This window comes from Taibaiella sp. KBW10, from assembly GCF_003852495.1.
In the GTDB taxonomy this organism is placed as follows: Bacteria; Bacteroidota; Bacteroidia; order Chitinophagales; family Chitinophagaceae; genus Edaphocola.
In genome coordinates this window covers 594,577-613,723 of record NZ_QAJI01000004.1, presented here as the reverse complement: position 1 = coordinate 613,723, position 19,147 = coordinate 594,577, and the positions used below count along the sequence as shown (strand labels likewise).

At 42.3% G+C, this 19,147-nt stretch carries 11 protein-coding genes; 8 read left to right on the top strand and 3 right to left on the bottom strand.

Annotated elements, in window-relative coordinates:
- Positions 1 to 289: 289 nt before the first annotated feature.
- From DBR32_RS10370 to budA, 3 genes are all read right to left on the bottom strand, one after another.
- Complete coding sequence (locus DBR32_RS10370; protein ID WP_124636240.1) at positions 290 to 1,303, bottom strand: zinc-binding alcohol dehydrogenase family protein; 1,014 nt, start codon at positions 1,301 to 1,303, stop codon at positions 290 to 292.
- 66 nt (positions 1,304 to 1,369) lie between these two features.
- A complete protein-coding gene (locus DBR32_RS10365; RefSeq protein ID WP_124636239.1) occupies positions 1,370 to 2,773 on the bottom strand; it encodes an L-dopachrome tautomerase-related protein in 1,404 nt (467 codons plus the stop codon).
- 31 nt (positions 2,774 to 2,804) lie between these two features.
- Positions 2,805 to 3,572, bottom strand: coding sequence for an acetolactate decarboxylase (gene budA, locus DBR32_RS10360; RefSeq protein WP_124636238.1), 768 nt, complete (start codon positions 3,570 to 3,572; stop codon positions 2,805 to 2,807).
- A gap of 113 nt (positions 3,573 to 3,685) precedes the next feature.
- Here budA and DBR32_RS10355 point away from each other — a divergent pair, with 113 nt between their 5' ends.
- From DBR32_RS10355 to DBR32_RS10320, 8 genes are all read left to right on the top strand, one after another.
- Positions 3,686 to 4,528 (top strand): AraC family transcriptional regulator, encoded by an 843-nt coding sequence (locus DBR32_RS10355; RefSeq protein WP_124636237.1) that lies wholly within the window; start codon positions 3,686 to 3,688, stop codon positions 4,526 to 4,528.
- Positions 4,529 to 5,066: 538 nt separating this feature from the next.
- Positions 5,067 to 6,737: a T9SS type A sorting domain-containing protein gene (locus DBR32_RS10350; protein WP_124636236.1), complete on the top strand. Its 1,671-nt coding sequence runs from the start codon at positions 5,067 to 5,069 to the stop codon at positions 6,735 to 6,737.
- 714 nt (positions 6,738 to 7,451) lie between these two features.
- Positions 7,452 to 7,916 (top strand): hypothetical protein, encoded by a 465-nt coding sequence (locus tag DBR32_RS10345; protein WP_124636235.1) that lies wholly within the window; start codon positions 7,452 to 7,454, stop codon positions 7,914 to 7,916.
- 395 nt (positions 7,917 to 8,311) lie between these two features.
- Entirely contained in the window at positions 8,312 to 9,850 is a 1,539-nt protein-coding gene (locus DBR32_RS10340) for a hypothetical protein (RefSeq protein ID WP_124636234.1), read from the top strand.
- Between the two features lie 50 nt (positions 9,851 to 9,900).
- A complete protein-coding gene (locus tag DBR32_RS10335) occupies positions 9,901 to 13,446 on the top strand; it encodes a hypothetical protein (RefSeq protein ID WP_124636233.1) in 3,546 nt (1,181 codons plus the stop codon).
- A 12-nt stretch (positions 13,447 to 13,458) separates the two neighbouring features.
- Entirely contained in the window at positions 13,459 to 13,701 is a 243-nt protein-coding gene (locus DBR32_RS10330) for a hypothetical protein (protein ID WP_124636232.1), read from the top strand.
- On the top strand, positions 13,635 to 17,855 hold the full coding sequence (locus DBR32_RS10325; RefSeq protein ID WP_199724443.1) for a DUF6443 domain-containing protein: 4,221 nt from the start codon (positions 13,635 to 13,637) through the stop codon (positions 17,853 to 17,855). Before DBR32_RS10330 ends, DBR32_RS10325 begins: the two co-directional genes overlap by 67 nt.
- Positions 17,856 to 17,865: 10 nt before the next feature.
- Positions 17,866 to 18,702: a hypothetical protein gene (locus tag DBR32_RS10320; protein ID WP_124636231.1), complete on the top strand. Its 837-nt coding sequence runs from the start codon at positions 17,866 to 17,868 to the stop codon at positions 18,700 to 18,702.
- The last annotated feature ends 445 nt before the right edge of the window (positions 18,703 to 19,147 follow it).

Below are 19,147 nucleotides of genomic sequence, written 5' to 3'. Positions count from 1 at the left end.
TTTTGCCTTGATGCAAAAGGTAGCGCCCAAAAATCAAGGCTATATAAATCCATGGCTAAAAATCAAGGTGTCGGTCGGTCGCAAACCAAACTCGCTGCGCTCAGACAATGGTTTACGCCTTTATCGACCGAGCCAATGATTTTCTTAACGCCGGATTTATAATACCGGTCCTAAGCGATCTGTTTTGTACAGATTACTTATTGTTTTCATCACAGCGATAGCATTTTTCGTCCTTTTGTGGCCATAAAAGGACGAAAAAATAGTTGCCTAGATCCGGATTTCAGATAAATTAATATACAAGAACCGTTTTTCCGATGGTCTGGCCGCTCTCTTGTAAATGGTGCGCGGCTTTTAAATGCTCAACGCTAAACCCATTAAAGGTTTTTTGTAACGTGGTTTGTAGAATACCCTTATCCAAAAGCTCCGCTACAGTATTCAGTATATGATGCTGCCCGATCATATCATCCGTTTGAAACATACTCCTGGTAAACATCAGCTCCCAATGGAAACTGACACTCTTTCCCTTTAACTGACGAAGATTGACCGGTGCTACCGGATCACTGATGCTACCGATGCTACCCTGTGGTTTAATCAGCTGTACAAAAGCATCCCAATACTGATTCACATCAACCAGATCCAGTATGAAATCTACCGTTTCGTGGCCCCTCTGCCTTACTTCTGTTACCAGGTTTTTATGGTTTACCACAAAATCGGCACCTTGTGTCGTACACCAGGCCATACTTTCCGGTCTTGATGCCGTAGCAATTACGGTTAAACCCAAAAGCTTTTTAGCTATTTGGATGGCAATAGAGCCTACACCGCCTGCACCCCCGATAATCAGGATTGACTTGCCCTTGTCCTTTTCCGGATGCAACCGCATCCGGTCAAATAATAATTCAAATGCAGTAAGTGCGGTTAATGGTATCGCAGCCGCTTCCGCGGCACTTATCTTTCTAGGGGCAAAACCCACAATACGTTCATCAACCAATTGGAATTCCTGGTTGCAACCATCTTTGTTAATATCGCCTGCATAAAAAACTTTATCGCCTATTTTGAAAAGTGAAACCTGGTTGCCCACTGCTGCTACCGTACCCACGGCATCCCAGCCGATTATTTTAGGGCTATCCAGTACCTGATTTTTCAAGCTATTTTGACGAATCTTGAAATCTACCGGATTGATGCCGATAGCTTCTATTTTTACCAGCAGGTCGTGCCCCAAAGGGCTGGGAATATCTTTTTCAAATGCGAGGAAACTTTCCGCTTCGGTAAGGGGCAAAGAGGTTTTAAATCCGATGGCTTTCATTAGAATATTTTTAAAATGTTATTTATATACGGTTCAGCGGCGGCTTTGAGATCGGTAACCGCTTTTTTATAGTTTGATACGGTAAATGAAATAGGGTGGTCTGCCCTGGTCAGTACCACCGGTAAAGGCCGGCGTCGTGTATAGTTGGTTAACCGAAATATACAGGTATCCATCCGGAGATAATGCTATATTATCCGGCCAGTTCAAAGCCCTGTCCGTTACCCAATTACTGAGTTGGCCCTTTGCATCCAGTTTGCTGATGCTATAGCCACCCAGGTTGGTCATATAATGATTGCCTTGGGCATCTGTTGCCACCCCATCACTGATAGGCTTGTCGCCAAATTTTTGTATGGCATTGCCAATCGTAAGCTCATCGGCGTTTTCACGAAATAGTTTTGCCGGTACTTTATACCAGGTAGTACCATTCATAGAGCCGAAGAAAAGCGTTTCTCCATCTGCTGAAAGCGTAATCGGATTGATGCCGACACGTGCCGGTTTGCCACCAAAGTTGATAACCCGTCCGCCAATCATCATATCCACATCTTCTGCCTGCAAGGCTGCGTGACCGCTAAATCTTTGGGCCTTTTTTGTTTTAAGATTCAAGGTAATGATACCCGGATTCGTAATGTCGGCCAGGTAAGCCCATCCTCTTTTTGCATCAATAGCGACATCCTGCAGAAAACTTCCTTTAGGCGCGATTTCCGGAGAAAAGTATATTGTCTCTGCTACAGTATTCTTTTTTAAATCGAAACGCCATAAGCGGGTTTTTCCCAGTTCCAATCCCATATCGATCATCCACAGTTGGTTATTATCGTCTACGGTTATACCCAGAGGGGTATCAAAGGTTTTATCACTGGCCGGATTTCCGTTTTTTTGAAGGGCAAGCGAGGGGAAAGGAATGGCTTTGCCATTTATAATCTCTACCAATTGCTGCTTAGGATTACCTAGTGGATGAATGGTGGCAAACACACGTCCATCTTTACTTACCGCTACGTTGCCCGGCCGTACATCATCAAATTGTGCGACCTTTTCTATGCTACGTTGCTGTTGTGGAATATAATTGGCCGTACCTTCTATCCAATCTTTACGGGCCGGGGCGAAAAAATCGAGGTCTACCGTGCCATCTTCCAGGCAGAAAAATTCATGCGTTGTATTCGGAGGAATGACGAGTACGCCCCCTGCTTTTACAATATGATCTTTCCCATCCATAATCACCTTTACGCTGCCGCTGGTAATATAAGTGACCTGCTCGTTAGGGTGCTGATGTGGCGGTACGTGAGCACCTTTATCCATTTTCCAATGGGCAAAAGTGCTTTCAGAACCGGTTACCCATTTACGCTGCAGGCCTTTGCCCACTTGTTCCCAGCTCCCTTTGCTAAAGTCTGTTTGTAGTATGCGTTCTTGTGCATTTGCCTGATTAAAGAGTAGGCTTGTAGCCGTTAAAAGCAGGAATTTCTTTGTCCTTTTCATTGTGTGAAAGATTAAAATGTATGGTTAAGAATTAGTATGTAGCGGTTGTTTCAGATGTTTTCCAGTGTCGCCGGTATCCCGCATTGTCTGTGTTTGGCAGCGCCAGCTCATAGCTGTCTTTTTCATCTGCGTAAACCGTGATTGTTGCAGAAGATAGCTTTCCGTTCATTAAGTGCCCGCCAAAGTTTTTGTCGGTAGAAAGGAAATGAAAGTGAAAAGGCGACAGATCGATACCGCTAATATAGGGCGGGTTATAAAAGCCTACGATGGTGCCCCGGACATTCGATTTGGTATATACCGGTCTGTTTTTCATAAAGGCAGCGATGCCGGTAGTATCCGATTCATGGGTTTTGATCGCACCTCCCAGTGATATATTATTGAAAGTAGCTTCAATTTTAAGGGCGTAAAAACGGTTTTTAGAAGGCAGATGATTTAATAACTCTTTTTGTAAATCATCAATTGTGTTTATGTCTTTTAATATTATAGTATGGTCTGCTTTGAAAAAGGTAAAAGAACCGAAAGGAATGCTGCGCTGATCACTGGCTATCGCTACAGTGCCGTCGGTGGCCACCCGGTAAATGGTTCCGTTTAGGGCAATCAGTTCCCCATCCAGCAGATGGAAGGTGCCTAAGCCGAAATCGCCCTTTTGCTTTGCCTCTTTTACACTGAGCCCGCCGGTATATACGCCGTTGCGCATCGCATCCATAGTCGAATAATGAAAAATTTTGTCCGCTTTTTGTTGCGCCTTGAGGGGTGTTGCCGCCAGTATTAAAATCGTTGCGCCTATTATTGCTCTCATGCTTAATCGTATTTTGTTGATTTGATAAAGCAAAAATATACCGTTAAATGGCTGTTGTGTAGTATAAAATTGCTTTAATTAGGTATATATTTGCTCCTATTAATTTTGTCGGTATGAAGCCCAATTTTTTATACGAACCTTATAACATCCATTTCGAAACCCTTGATACATTTCCTGAACTGCAGGGTAAAAAGAATTTTTTCGAATTGGTGTTTATCTTGTCCGGAAGCGGGCAGCACTGCATTAACCAGCATCGTTTTTCGTATTACGAAAACCACATGTTTTTGCTGACACCACAGGACTGCAGCCAGTTCTCTATCGACAGTACCACACGGTTTTTCTTCCTGCGTTTCCGTAATATTTACCTGAAAGGGAATGGATTTTCTCAGGAAAATATACAGCGGCTGGAATTTATCCTGCAAAATGCCAACCATAAGCCGGGCTGTATCTTAAAAAACCAAAGCGATAAAACACTTGTACGTCCGCTGGTAGAAGCGCTGATCCGCGAGGCAGTAAACAAAGACCTGTACCATGGCGAACTGACCGGACAATTGGTCAACACATTGATTATGGTGGTGGCGCGTAATATTGCCAAATACCTGCCGCAGAATATTGATGAATCTTCAGAAGCGCGTATTATTGAAATGCTCAACTATATACAGTGCCACATATATGAGCCTGAAAAAATCCGTACAGAAAGCATCTGTAAAGCATTTGGCATCTCTGAAAATTACCTGGGCAAATATTTTAAGAAACATAGCGGCGAGACCCTACAATCATTTATCAATAATTATAAAACCACATTGATTGAACACCGCTTGAAACACAGCGACAGGCGTATTACAGAAATCGCCGATGAGCTGGGTTTCACCGATGAAAGCCATCTTAATAAATTTTTTAAAACCCAGCGCGGTAAAAGCCCCAAAGCCTTCAGGTTGGCATTTGCCAAACAATAAGTTATTGCACTTTAATGGATATGGGAAGTAGGGCAGGCGTTTGTTCCGGGGGCTGAAACCCAAGGCCGTATAAAAGTGTTTTATGTCTCCCCATATTTACCCCGCCCCGATCAATTCCGGGCCTTCCTAAGCCCAATCTTGCTCCGTGTCCGCAAATGTTCCGGTTATCAGCATTGTTATATGCTCATGTTTTAGCTGCGATAATTTTTTCTTCCGATGGTATCCTATGCCTAGATTCACTTTTACTTCTATTTCACTGGTTTTAAGTTTTTTATAACATTTTAAATAAATCATATCATTTGGAATTAAAAAAAATGATAATTATATTTAACCTTCTGTTAACCAAAATATATCCTAAAACGACCTGGAAGGAGGCAGGTATTTTACAAAGTAGACGAACCGGTAGACATCGGTGCTTGCCCGTAGATAAAACGGGATAATAGCCTTCAAAAGGAAGTACCATTATCCATGTTTTATAGCTAATAACCTATCGGCAATTGATTATTTAAATATTATTCACTAATCAACAATTTATCCCATGTTAAAATCTCTAAAAAAGTTGGTCATTCCTCTTTCCCTACTCATCGCCGGATCGGATACAATTTCTGCACAGGTATTTACCACACCTTTAGCCAGCGAATTCATTTATGCTCCTTTTGGGGTCAAAAAACCGACCGGAACCGCTAATTACTCCATGAAAAATGTTAATACCGGCTTCGGTTTGACAGACCTTTACCTTTCTGCCTGGAATTCTAACCTTCCTGGTACAGCCGGTGAATTTATTTATCATTTCACCAATCCTTCTAACCCCACCAGCACCGTCTCTCAAGGTGCATTTCAGTACCCGGATGCCACAGATATAAACGTAGGCATTGTATGGGACGGCAATATCAGTGATTATGTGGTACTGGTTTCTTACTATAGTTTTAGTATGGGGGGCCACTATCTTGATATATACAATATGACCGGTTCGCCTGGTAGCCCTTTATCCCTGGGAACCACTATCAACTTATCCAGCTCATCCACTTATGGCCGTATACGTATGGATAGCCATAAACTTTATGGCGTAGCCATCACCTGGGACTATCCCGGTATCGGTATCCAAACCATGGTGGGCAATGCAGGCAACTGGAGTGGTATAACCACGCTTTCCGGTACCAAAAAATATTCAGGTCCTGATGTCGCTTTTAGCCACAGCTCCGGACCGCTTAATGTACATTTTGTGTATAAAAATCCACCAACCGGCACGATCATTGAATCGGTATTAGACTGGAATGTGTTGTTGGCTGTTCCTTTTGGCAGTACCGCTACCATGACTGCTCTTGTGGAAGATGTAAATTCAGGACCAGCCTCCATCTCCGATCTGGTACTGGATTGTCCTGATCACTATGATGTAGAAAACTGGGCTTATTCTTATACCGATGGCAGCAGGATTTATGTACGCCATATGGATTATCATTCTGCAAGCGCTCCGGCAACAGTGATTGTTAATAACGGATCATTGGGTAATGCCGCGACAGACCGCAGATACAAAGCGACGGCACCTGCTTTACACTACGGTGATGGTGGTGCGGGTGGTACTACCGGACAGATTACTGTGGGTTGGTATACTACGGGTGGCATCGGCTCCCAATACATTGCTCTGGAAATGAAAGAAAGTGGTACATCACTCATCAGTGCTCCGGATTATATGCGTTTGCCTAATTCTCTTAATTCATTTTCTTACCCTGTCTCTGCTATAGCATTCAGTAAGATAAGTGACGGCCAGGGCGGATTAGCTCCGGACTTCCTGTACGCGACTTATTTCACAGAAAAAAGTTCCGGCAGTAGTAACTATTTGCTACATCATGCTTTCCACAAATGGAACAATCCTGTGTTTAGAGGCGGTGGCTCAACACCTCCCCAGTTTCACGCTGATTGTGGCAAACATGCCAGCCAATATGTAGCGGCAGCCGTTCAGACAGTTGCTTACCCTAATCCTTTTCATGCCGCGTTTACTAATACAGTAACAATGAATGAGCAAGGTTTGGTACAGCTGAGCCTTACTGACGTAACCGGCCGTATGGTTGCACAACGCACGGTAACGCTTCCTAAAGGATATCATCTTGTTAAAATGGACGGACTGGATCAGCTGAATGCCGGTACCTACTTTTTAACCACAACCATTAATGGTCAGAAAAACAGTACGCAAGTGATTGCAAAACAATAATAATTATACTCAGTCTGTTTCATTACAGTTCTGAATAAAAGAGAGATCGGGGTTTTAAACCCCGATTTTTTTTTGCTTGAATAAAAAGGGAAGACCTTTTACACTACTTCAAGATGATGCTGATAATGGTCTTTTTTTGAGCGATTAGTTACTAGAGGGTGGGGTAGCCCTTGCTGCACATGAATATATTTCAGAAAGTATCCGTCAATGAGTTTATGACCCCGGATAATTTCCGGTGGGTTTTTCTGTTGCCGGACAAAAGGATGAACAAAATGGTTGCTTATACTGTGATGACAATATTATATATAATTGACTCATTTTTAGGCATTTACTGTTTAAAATGATCGCCTTTTTGCTTAAATAAATATAGGAATTCCTTTGTTTGTTCTGCTTTTTTTTAGTAAACACTTAATTGAGAAATAGGCTTCTTTTCCTTTGCAGCTTATGCCAGTATTATGTTTTAGGGTATTTTTTAAATCACATATAAGAGAGTAGTTTTTTGTGCTCTCTATAAAAAAGGGATTTCCCCTTTGTATAAGTTATTGATATTGTGAATTTTACATCAAAGGAATGTATCCGAAAACCTTTAGAAAAAAGTAGGCCCCTCTTTACTTGTTTTAAACCATTTGCCTTGTAAGTGGCTATTGCAAAAAAAATGTTTTATCCTTCTAAACGTTTTTCCCGGTTTTTGAGTTTATAAAATTGGAAATGATTATGAAAAGAATATATTTATTTGTAATGATGCTGCTTTGCAGCAGTGCCTTATTTGCCCAAGCACCCTCTGCTTATTCCCTGCGGGTTGTTAACCAAACCAATTGTCCTGTCTTTTATAGTGTTATCGGAGATGAGATCTGTGTCTGTGGCCGCAATTATCAGAGCGGGATAATGTCTTTGGCACCCGGTGGTACCGCAACTTACGCGAATACAACGTTTTTCCCCTTACCCGGATCCTATCCTCCAATTCCTAAAGGCATTACCGGTGCCCTGATCTATAGCGGTTCTCCGGCTTGTCAAAACCCAACGACCGGTGTTGTAGGGCAACCTGCTCCCGCATGTACATTACCCTTGAACTATAGCTATCTGGGTTTAGGGTATCAATGTGAGCGTTGCAGCGACATAAGGGTAAGATGGATTCCGGCCAATAATTGCCAGGAATATGCCCAACTCATTTTCTATTAAATATAACGGGTTTATCTCCCGATCAGTTATACAAACACATTACCTAGGCTAAAAACAAAAACAACACAAACGATCATCTGCACCTCATGATCCGCATTAAAGCAATCAGCAGCGAAAGACTCCTTTCGCTGCTGATTTTTTTTGCAGGAAAGGAAGCCGCTACTATCTATACTAAAGAATTTATAACGATAAATATATAAGCCTGATAGTGCCCTAAGAAAGATAAGTAAAATATTTGCAGTAAAATATATGTAAATAATATTGTTATTTGTGCTTTTTACAGATTAATAAATTTGATCATTAGGTAATAATATATATTATTTTATTTATGTGATCGTTTTAGGAAATAATTAAAATTAACGTAATATTTTCGCCTGAAATTTTCTTTAGCGCCCTTGAAATATCCTTTTTTATTGATCGTCCTTCTATTGATGAGCTCCTGTTTCGCTAGTCTGGCACAGGATCAAACCCTAATTTATGCTTCGGACAGCAGCGAGATTGTTCATGCTGCAAAGGTTTATATTAAAAAACAATCCGGGCATTATACCCGATACGAAAAGAAGGCCGGCCGTAGCCAGCGCCGCTTACTCAAGCGGCTGCAAAGACAGGAAAACCAGTTGGCCCGCCAATTGCAGCGCAGCGATTCCCTGCTGTATGCCCGTTACCGGAAATTAAGCTCCCTCAGTTTCGATAGTTTGGGCAAAAGCCTTAAAGATTCCACTTTTTTGAAACAGGCGCAAGCCAAATATCCTAGCAAAGCGCTGGATAGTCTTAAGAAAATACAGAATTTTATACAAAACAAGGCAGGTCTGTTGGTACCGAATAATGCCGTCAATATACCCGGACTGGAGCAGCTTAACCAAAAACTGAATGTACAAAGCTATATTCAGAACCGGCTTAAACAAAGAAATACCGATCTGGGAAAACTCCTGAATAATACAGCACTTGCCGATAAGGCCGCTAAACTGAAACAAACCTTTGGTTATGGACAGCAACAGGTAGGCTATTGGAAACAGATCGTACAGGATCCTGATGAGGCCGAACAAAAAGCGCTGGATTACCTGCAGGGGATAGAAGGTTTTAATGAATACCTGAGTAAGGCCAATGGCGTCCATAATATGGCGGCGATGAATAATCCGAATATCAGTGCAGAAGAACTGCAACAAATGGGTTTTCAGACCAAAGCCAGCGTTGCTGCAGGCATGCAGCAGCAGTTTGGCAATCAGCTGGATCAATTACAACAACAGGCCGGGCAGCAGGTACAGGAATATAGTAAGCAATTGGGAATCGATAAGCACTTGAACCAGGTTAAGAAAGTAAATAATACGATAAAAGAAAATAAGGCCTTAGTTAAAGAGACGCAGAACAGCCTTAAAGAGGGCAAACAAAACCTTAAGCGTACCGGAAAAGAACTTAAAAATCCCATGAGAGGTATTCCTTTCTGGCATCGTTGGGAGCTGCAATACAACTTTCAAAGTCAAAGAGCCTCGGCCGATGGTTTAAAACCCGTAATGGTGCAAACGGGGATAAACGCAGCTTACCGGCAAACCCCAAAACTGAGCTTTGGTGTCGGCTTAGATGGCAGCCTGGGCTTGGGTAAAGACTGGCAGCACCTCAAACTCAGTTATGAAGGAATTACAGCCAGGGTATACTTAGATTACAAAGTTATCTGGGGTATTAGCCTGCAAGGCGGTTACGAAAAGAGCCTGCGCCCCAATAATCGTCCCTACGTGCAACTACAGGAGCAATATGGCAACAGCAGTAACCTGAAAACCGCTATGGGCTTGTTACAGGATGCCGCTTATTTAGGCGTGATGAAAAGCTATAAAGTCAACAGTAAAGCACAAGGTACTTTCCTGATCGGCTACAACTTTCTGAGCGATAAATCAGGGATCAATTCGCCATGGATGATCAGGTTGGGATGGAAATTATAAAATGCTAAAATGAAATACACTTATAACCACATTAATATTTAATCTATACTATGACTAAAACCACCTTCCTGTTGAGTTGTTTTTCCCTATTGACTTTGGGGCATCTTTCGGCGCAGCAGAACAATTATTTCCAGAGCTTAACACAGAACATGACCGCAGTGGCGCAATCGCCCAATGCGGCAGAGCTGGGCAAGTATGGCGAGTACCCGGTAAATGAAAGCACTGGTACCCCCAATATCCAAATTCCTATATATAATGTAAGTGTCGGCAACATCAGCTTTCCTATTAGCCTTTCCTATCATGGTTCGGGGATTAAAGTAAGCGAGCAGACCTCTTGGGTAGGGGCTGGATTTTCGCTGGATGCGGGTGGGGTTGTGACTCGCCGCGTACAGGGTTTGGCCGATGATGCCGTTGTTGGCGCCGGTAATGCAGGTTACTTTTATAATTACCAGACCATTAATAACGTGACTTCAGGTATAGAAATTAACGATGCCCAGCAACAGGGTCTCCCTTTTATGGATTTCAAAATGGCCATTGACGAAGGCCGTTATGACTTTATGCCCGATCTGTTCTCTTATAACTTTGCCGGGAGGTCGGGGACCTTTACATTACTTCCCGAAGGTCAGCAGAACAACGAGATGCAGCTGAAGGCCATCCTTACTCCAAATGATGATATCAAAGTGGAGGCCAGTTTACCCTTACCCGGTAAATTAACCTCCTTTAAAGTTACCGATGATAATGGACTGATCTATTTGTTCAATAAGATTGAAAAAAACCTGGACAACCTGTCTACTACTAATCCATCTCCAGCTCCAACTTACGATGCTTCAGTAAATACCGCCTGGTATTTGGGTTCTATCTCCGATCCTAAAACCGGATCTACCGTAAGCTTTAGCTATGAAGTAGATACGTTGGAAACAGATAAGATTTGGGACTTTCAAAAAACGATTGCCAAACCGGGGGCGGTCAGCTATTGCTCTTTATCTCCCCAGGTAAGCAGAGATGCCTATTCGCGCATTCTTTCTTTACGTTTGAAATCCATCAACTATGAAAATACCCGGATCGATTTTAATGCGGCAACAACTAATCGTTTAGATGTATTGGGAACTAAGGCATTGGATAATGTCAGTGTCTATAAAAATAATAACCTGGTACAGAAAACCCTACTGGCCACTGATTATTTTACCGCTGCTACCGGTATGGGCAATACGGCCAAGCGCTTAAAATTGGAGAAAGTACAGCAACTTGACCCTTCCAATAACCAGGTCATCGGGGAATACACTTTTGACTATAACAGCACTCCCTTACCTGCAAGAAATGATACCTTACAGGACCTATGGGGTTATTACAGGATTGGCGCCATTAAATTTCCTGTAAAAGAAGAGCTTTTATTACAAGGTAGTAATGGAGGCCCATCAACATTTCAATATAATTATTCTTCCGAGAGCCGTATGCCCGGAACCGAAACCATCGCCGGAACCCTGTCTAAAATCACCTACCCGACAGGTGGTTACACCAATTTTAATTTTGAAAATAACCGGTATTGGGTCAATGAACCGGTATACCAAGTGATTAGCCGTACCAATGCCACTAATGCCAATACCGTTAATTATGCCACACCTATAACGACGCCTTTTACGATTACGACGACCACCAGGTTTCACTTTAGCAGCTTTTTCAGCCCCAGCATTATCCATTATAGCTCTTCAGGTAACCCTCAAGGCCCTTGTCCTTACGCAGGAAGTGCGGTGCTATACAAAAATGGAACTTTCGGTGCTATTTTATCTTTTGCAGAAGAAATGGATTTTGATATAGAATTGGATCCGGGTACCTATCATTTTGAAAGTACGATCCAACAAGATACCTGTACCACTGCCATGGTCAGGGTGAACAGTAAAGAGTATAAAGTGATTGGCTACAACCACAGCAAGATCGGCCCGGGTTTGCGCATCGCTTCAATCGAGAACTATGACCAGTATAGTAACAAGACCCAAACAACAGCCTATACCTACGAAACAGACAGTGCAGGGCACTCCAGCGGTATCCTTTTTTCATATCCGGATGTGATCAAAGAATGGACGATGAAATGTGAGCAAGAGACGCTCGATCCACTTAGGCCTACTATTATCCAGTATAGTGATTATTATACTTTTCAATTTAATGATCTGGTTAATAGTGGTGGTGTTATCGGTTCTCCGATTTACTATCGTCAGGTGAGTAAAAAGATTACCGGTGCGGCTAATGGTAAGATCGTAAATACCTACCGTAATCAAGGCTTGCCAATGGTCGTTCCCCAAGGGCTGCCCGCATTCTTTATGTCTGAAAGCTATAAGAATGGACAATTAGCCGGTACAAAGACTTTCGATGAAAATGGTGTACTCAAACAACAGAAGAATTATACGAACAGCTTTCCGGCTGCAACATCCAGTTATGGTGTTTATGCTTTTAAAACAACAACCAACGCAATGGCATCCGGTTCTGATTTTATCCGCTTGATTAAATACGAGATCAAATCCGCCAGTGTACAAGTGGCACAGGAAGTCAATAAAGAATATTTGAATGGACAGGAAATGGTCACCACCACCAATTATACCTATAATACGCCCGAACAAAAATCCCCTTCGACCATTACCACCATTTTTAACGATGGTACCAAAGAGATCAGTAATTTTAAATACGCCCGTGATTTTAGCCTGCCGGCTACCGGTACTTTATCCGGAGAACTGCAAGGCATCAAAAGCCTTCAGGATAATCGCATCTACAATGTGCCTTTAGAATTATACCAGACCACCTCGGACGAGGACGGAGAGAAGGTGACCGCCGGTAATTATATGGAAGTCGCCAGCAATCCGATCGGTGCCCCCAAAAATATCTATAGCCTTAAACTGAGCGATGCGATTGATGATTACAGCCCGGCAACCGTTAATGGTACCCAAATAGATAAAGACAGCCGTTATACCAAAGACCTGGGCGTATTATCCTATAGCGCCGGAAGCCCGACCAGCTATACCGTCAATGATCAGTTATTTTCCAAAACCTATCACAACCCGAGACTGGGCCAGATCAGCACCGTAGTAGCCGGAGCAGATATAGCGACGGTATCGGCAACTTCTTTTGAAAACGCGAGTACCGATGCCTGGACCGGTAGCGGCATTAGTTACCAGAGCAGCGGCCTTACCGGCACGAGCGCCTGTAACCTGGGTAGCGGCAGCCTCACCAAAAGTGGCCTGAACACCGCTACACCTTACCGAGTAAGCTTCTGGGCACAAGGGGCTGCAAATGTTTATGCTAACGGTACCTTGCTCAGCAGCACTAATCCTGCCATCAATGGCTGGAAACTCTACGAGTATGATTTTCAAAACAGCCAGTTACAATTAACCGGTACCGGTATTATAGATGAGTTACGGCTAATGCCCATCGCCGCCACCCTGCAAACCGTCACCTACAATAGCAAAGCACAGATCACTTCCGTATGTGACGATAAGAACAATATTTCCTATTACGAATATGATGCATTGGGCAGGCTGATCAGGGTAAAAGACCTGAATGGTAATCTTTTAAAGACCCATGAATACCAATTCCAAAGTACCAACTAAAAACCTACACACATGTCCTCAAAATATATCCTCCTCCTTAATGGTTTACTGTTGGGTAGCACCTATACCCTCAGTGCACAGCAAGTGTCCGATCCGGCCACTAATATTCCGGCTGCGGTAACCGCGCCTGCACCGGTCAGCAGTTATCCCGGTTTGTACAATTTTGCTTCTACCCTGAAGAAAACTATGTGCGCACCTGGATTCCCGATGCGCCCACCACCATACAGAACAATAATATTAAACACCGTCAGGTAACCGATTTTGTAGACGGCCTGGGTCGTCCCTTACAAACCGTACAAAAAAGAGCCCATGCCGATGGCAATGACCTGGTGCAATACCATATCTATGATGCCGCCGGAAGAGAAGCCCTCCAATACCTGCCCAATGCCAAGCAAGAAGTCAGTTCCGGTGGACAGATCGACTATTCCCCAAAAGCACGCGTCGAAACCTTTTACCCCCTAGCACAGGGAGAATTGCCCTATAGCAAAACAGAATATGATAACTCTCCCTTAAACCGCGTTACCAAACAACTGGCACCCGGTAAAAGCTGGGTGGGCAGTAACCGCGGTACGAGTATGCAATACAGCACCAATACCAGTCCGCAATACATGAGCGGTACCATCAATAACCCCATCCCGACCATTATCGTCAATGGGAGTTTCCCACGATTTATAGTAGAGCCGGGCAACAATACGGTAAAGTACAAAGAGAACTATGCCAACGGCACCCTATATATCACTACAGTGACCGACGAAGACGGCCATGTGAGCGAAGAGATCAAAGACAAGTTGGGCAGAGTCGTGATCAAAAGAACCTTAGCAAAACAGCTCATCAACAGTTTGTATCCTGCCGGTGCACCGGCAGCGATGTTCCCGGCCAATTACCACTATACCTTTTATGTTTATGATGACTTAGGGAGATTGCGTTTTGTATTACCACCGTCCTCCTGCTCCTTTACGATAGAGCAGAAGCCGGGCAATCCAAACATTTATCCGCCCATCAGCCATTATAACCATAACTGGACCGTACCTACAGAAGAGCAATTAGCCGAGCTGTGTTACAGCTATGTGTATGATGCACGCGGCAGGGTGACCGAAAAGAAAATTCCCGGAAAAGCCGTAGAGTACATCGTCTATGATAAAAGAGACCGCCCCGTACTCAGCCAGGACGGGAATCTGCGGGCCCGGGAACAGTGGTTTATGACGATCTATGATGCGCTGAACCGGCCTACCGTAACCGCATTATGGAACACCACCAATTCCAGAGAAGACCTGAACCTTATGATCAACAGTAGCGGGTATACCGCACCGGAAGCAGGATATTACCTGAACAATTATAGCCAGTTCAACAGCTACCCATCCGATATAACAGATGCCACGATCCTGAGTTATACCTATTATGATAACTATACACAGTTAAGCGGTTTTAGCTTCGATCCTTCCAAAGTACCGGCACCCCCGACAAATGACAACACCATTGTGCCCTCCATCAACAGCAATAGTGTAAAAGGCCTGGTGACCGGAACGAAACTAAGGATCATGGACCCGGAAAACCCCAATGGCAATGATTGGATCACCACCGTAAACTATTACGATGCCAAAGGCCGGATGATCCAAAGCCAGCAGAACAACCTGAAAGGCGGTACCGAGATCAACAGCAACCTTTACTTTTTCCAGGGCATGGCTTATGAAAATGTAAACTACCATCAGAACCCCGATGCCAAGATCATTCCCGGTGCCAATGCCGCCTTAACCAGTATTAAACTCGATAAGAAATACAAACGCAACCTCGGCTTTGGGGGTAATGACCAGGTTTGGAACATACAGCAAAGCATCAATGACGGTACCGCTTATAACATCGCCTATTACGATTACAACCATTTAGGACAGCCCGTTGTCAAGCAATACACCATCGCCAATGTTTTGCAGGAATACAATATCCGGGGCTGGCTCAAACATATCCAGGCACGCAATCCTGTAGACCAGGACATTAACTACTTTAATGAGACCCTGCATTATGACCAAGGCTTTGGCAGCAAACTATACAATGGCAATATTGCAGGGATTACCTGGAACTATTATAATACCGATGATAATGCACAGAAACATGCTTATGGCTATAGCTATGATCAAGTAAACAGACTGACCCATGCCGAGTACCGTAATAATATTGCCAGCCCGAATAATTGGGTAAAAGACAATTTCGATTATACCAACAGTAATATCAGCTACGATGCTTTAGGCAATATCCAGACCATGAACCACAGAGGCAATATTGGCGGCAGCCCCGGCGATATGGATATACTGAGCTATACCTATGCACCCAACAGCAATAAACTGGTTAAAGTAAGCGATGCCGTAGCCGCCGCGACCACCAATGCCTTACCCGACTTTAAAGACAATGCCAATGAGGATGAAGAATATACCTATGACGATAACGGCAACCTGCTGAGCGATGCCAATAAAGACATCACCAAAGTGGTCTATAACTACCTGAACAAGCCGGAGCTAATCGCGGTTGGTAGTAAAGGCAAGATCACTTATACCTACGATGCCGCAGGCAACCGTTTAAGAAAGAAGATCAAAGACTATACCAACGCCACTACCGAGATATGGGACTATATCGGCAACTTTGTGTACAAAGACGACCAACTGCAATATATAATTAATGAAGAAGGTAGAAGCCGTCCGCAAGGCGTGACCAGCGGCAGCCAGAGCGGGCAGACCAAATTTGTATACGATTACTTTATCAAAGATCATTTGGGGAATGTACGCAGTACAATCAGTGCTGCACCGGATAGTGCACAGTACCTGGCACGTCATGAAATAGCCACCGCCAATGCCGAGCAACTGGTCTTTGATAATATTGCCGCGGTAAGAGAGGATAAACCGGGCAGTATAAATCCAGATGATGTGAAGGCCGCAAAACTGATCGCCAATAATCCCAATAAACGCATTGGTACCGCTATAATGCTGCGCGTAATGCCCGGCGATAAACTGACCTTTGCCACCGATGCCTATTATGAAACAGAACCCAATCATGAGCTAGACAATAGTTCTGCCGAAGATATCGTAACTTCATTAACCGCTGCCTTAACCGGTGGTACCGTAGGCGGTATGCCAGTAAGTGAGAGCGGTAATAGCAGCAACCTGATCAACCAGGCTTTGGGCAATGCTGGACTGGGCAACCAATTGGAAAACATCCTGAATCAAACTTATACCGGCAATGGCCCCAAGGCAGGCCTGAACTATTTGTTCTTTGATAAAAATATGAAGCTGATGAACCAAATCAGTGGTAGCCTTCCGGTTACGGCAACTCCCGGTGTGTTTAACAATATAAGCCATACCCCAGTGGTCTCCACCGAACCGGGTTATGTGATCGTGTATGTAGATAACAGAAACATAGGTACCGATGTATGGTTTGATAATGTACAGGTATCGCATTACAGCGGTCAGGTATTAGAGGAGGATCATTACTATCCGTTTGGGCTGACTTTGGCGCAAACCAGTGCAGGCGGTACGCCACAGCCGTATAAGTACAATGGTAAGGAGTTGGAGAAGAGTTTTGGATTGGAGACGTATGAATATGGTGCTAGACAATATGATCCGCAAATTGCAAGATGGAAGGGGGTTGATCCGTTAGCTAATAAGTACTACGGAATAAGTCCTTTTGTTTATGTAGCAAATAATCCTGTTAAATATATTGATCCTGATGGAAAGAAAATTGTGGTGCATCATAACAAAGAATCGTATCAATATACACCAGGTGTTAAACCAGCAGCCGGTTCTCCTGAGATACTTATGAAAGTTCATGAGGCAGCAGTGTATTCTATGCAGACAAACATGGGAAAGGAAATTTGGAATACTGTAGGTAATAGTGAAAAGGTAGTAAATATTAATTTTAGAGATGCAACTGTAGCTGATAGAGACGTCAATCATTTTCAGCCAATTGTTAATGATCGTAAAAATGAAGATGTAAATTTAGGGAAGTTAGAATGGGATTACAATTCCAAAGTTTTAGTTGGAGATGGGCCATTTGTAGAAGGGATGATGTCACCATCTACCGTACTTGTACATGAATTAGGTCATGTAGTCAATATGATTAATGCCTTGGCTTTTGGTATTGGGGGAAAAGCATGGTCAAAATATATAGCTGATACAGAAGAGGAAAATTTCGGTTATGATGCACAGTATGGAACAAAAGAAGAGAGAGAAAATACTGAGAAACATGAAATGGTTTATATTGACCAGATAAATGCCTTAGAAAAGGCAAAAAATGGTAGTAAAGGATCACATCAACAAAAAAGAAAAAACCACGATGCGGATATAGATTATCGTAATAATACCAGCGATGTAAATTTGAATCCCTCACAAGAAGAACAGAAAACTAGATTTAATGCTACTAAATAAGTTTATATTTATGAAGACTATATTTAAAACCCAAATAATTGCTCTACTATCTTTATTTTGTAATAATTATAGTATGTATGCACAAAAAGATTCTTTAGGAAGAACATATAAAGAGGAATATTTTTATTCTTCTACAGACTCCGTAAAATATAGTAGCAATAAATTAGAAGTTTATCATGTTTTACATCGAAAGATGGGATTAGATAAAAAAGTACTTTTTGCTCGTGATGGTATTTTTGCTGATAGTTTTAATAATTTCTCACTGCTTTATATAACAAATAAGTCGAGTTATAAATCAATTGTTGTCCCAACAATTCCGATAGACAATTTGATCATTAATGATTCAAATAAACTGATTTTGGGATTATCAAGGGCAATGGAGAGTCAGTATAATATTGTTTTATATGACTTTGCGGGCCGCCTTTTGTTTAAAAAGAACATATCTAATTTTGAATTATCTTTGGATGCAATAAATTTTAAACTATTCAAGAAATTATTTCCTGATTATTATTCATACGCTAATAAGAATAATCAAATCAATTTTGATAATTCCCGATATTTTGTTGATTTAGACTATTGGCAATTATTATCCCCAAAAGATCAAGAAATCATCAAATCAAAAGACTGGTTGAAATTCTCTCATGATTTCCCCAATCTCTTTAAGGAATCATTCGGTTCGCCTCCTTCCTATGCTCTAACTAAATACTCAAATTTTTATTCTCTAACAGACCCCTTCTATGAGTATGAAATGTCGAAGTCGGGAACTCCAGTTGCTATTATATTAAATGATGTATATGGAGGTAAAGTTAGAATTCCAGTGTTTATTAGAACTGTTATAGAGAAGTAAAATATGAATTAACTGAAATTCAATAGTATTCTAATAATTTTAATGGTTTTAAGGAGGAATAGACAGAAATGATTATTCCTCTACTTTTTAGTAACGACTATTTAATTAATATAGCACGAAAAACAGATGAGGGAAGAAAGACAGTGCAATCTAATTTACCTGAACTAATAAAATAATTATACATACTATTATCCTTTGGATTAACCAACGCGGAAAGTAATAATGGAAGTACGCCACAGCCATATAAGTATAATGGTAAGGAGTTGGAAAAGTCGTTCAGCCAAAGAGAATTGGTAAAGGAATAACGGGAATATATAATACCCCCAATTTAAAAAATGGAATGCGTTTTTCTATGTATGGAAAAGATCTCGATTCTACTACGCAAAATCAAGTCCTATATATAATTCATTCAATTAAGTATAAATAAAATCATTGTTTAAATATT

Coding starts and splice junctions, on each gene's coding strand:
- DBR32_RS10365 (WP_124636239.1), bottom strand. CDS start 2,773: ATGAAAAGGACAAAGAAATTCCTGCTTTTAACGGCTACAAGCCTACTC.
- DBR32_RS10355 (WP_124636237.1), top strand. CDS start 3,686: ATGAAGCCCAATTTTTTATACGAACCTTATAACATCCATTTCGAAACC.
- DBR32_RS10335 (WP_124636233.1), top strand. CDS start 9,901: ATGACTAAAACCACCTTCCTGTTGAGTTGTTTTTCCCTATTGACTTTG.
- DBR32_RS10320 (WP_124636231.1), top strand. CDS start 17,866: ATGAAGACTATATTTAAAACCCAAATAATTGCTCTACTATCTTTATTT.
- DBR32_RS10350 (WP_124636236.1), top strand. CDS start 5,067: ATGTTAAAATCTCTAAAAAAGTTGGTCATTCCTCTTTCCCTACTCATC.
- DBR32_RS10330 (WP_124636232.1), top strand. CDS start 13,459: ATGTCCTCAAAATATATCCTCCTCCTTAATGGTTTACTGTTGGGTAGC.
- DBR32_RS10370 (WP_124636240.1), bottom strand. CDS start 1,303: ATGAAAGCCATCGGATTTAAAACCTCTTTGCCCCTTACCGAAGCGGAA.
- budA (WP_124636238.1), bottom strand. CDS start 3,572: ATGAGAGCAATAATAGGCGCAACGATTTTAATACTGGCGGCAACACCC.
- DBR32_RS10345 (WP_124636235.1), top strand. CDS start 7,452: ATGAAAAGAATATATTTATTTGTAATGATGCTGCTTTGCAGCAGTGCC.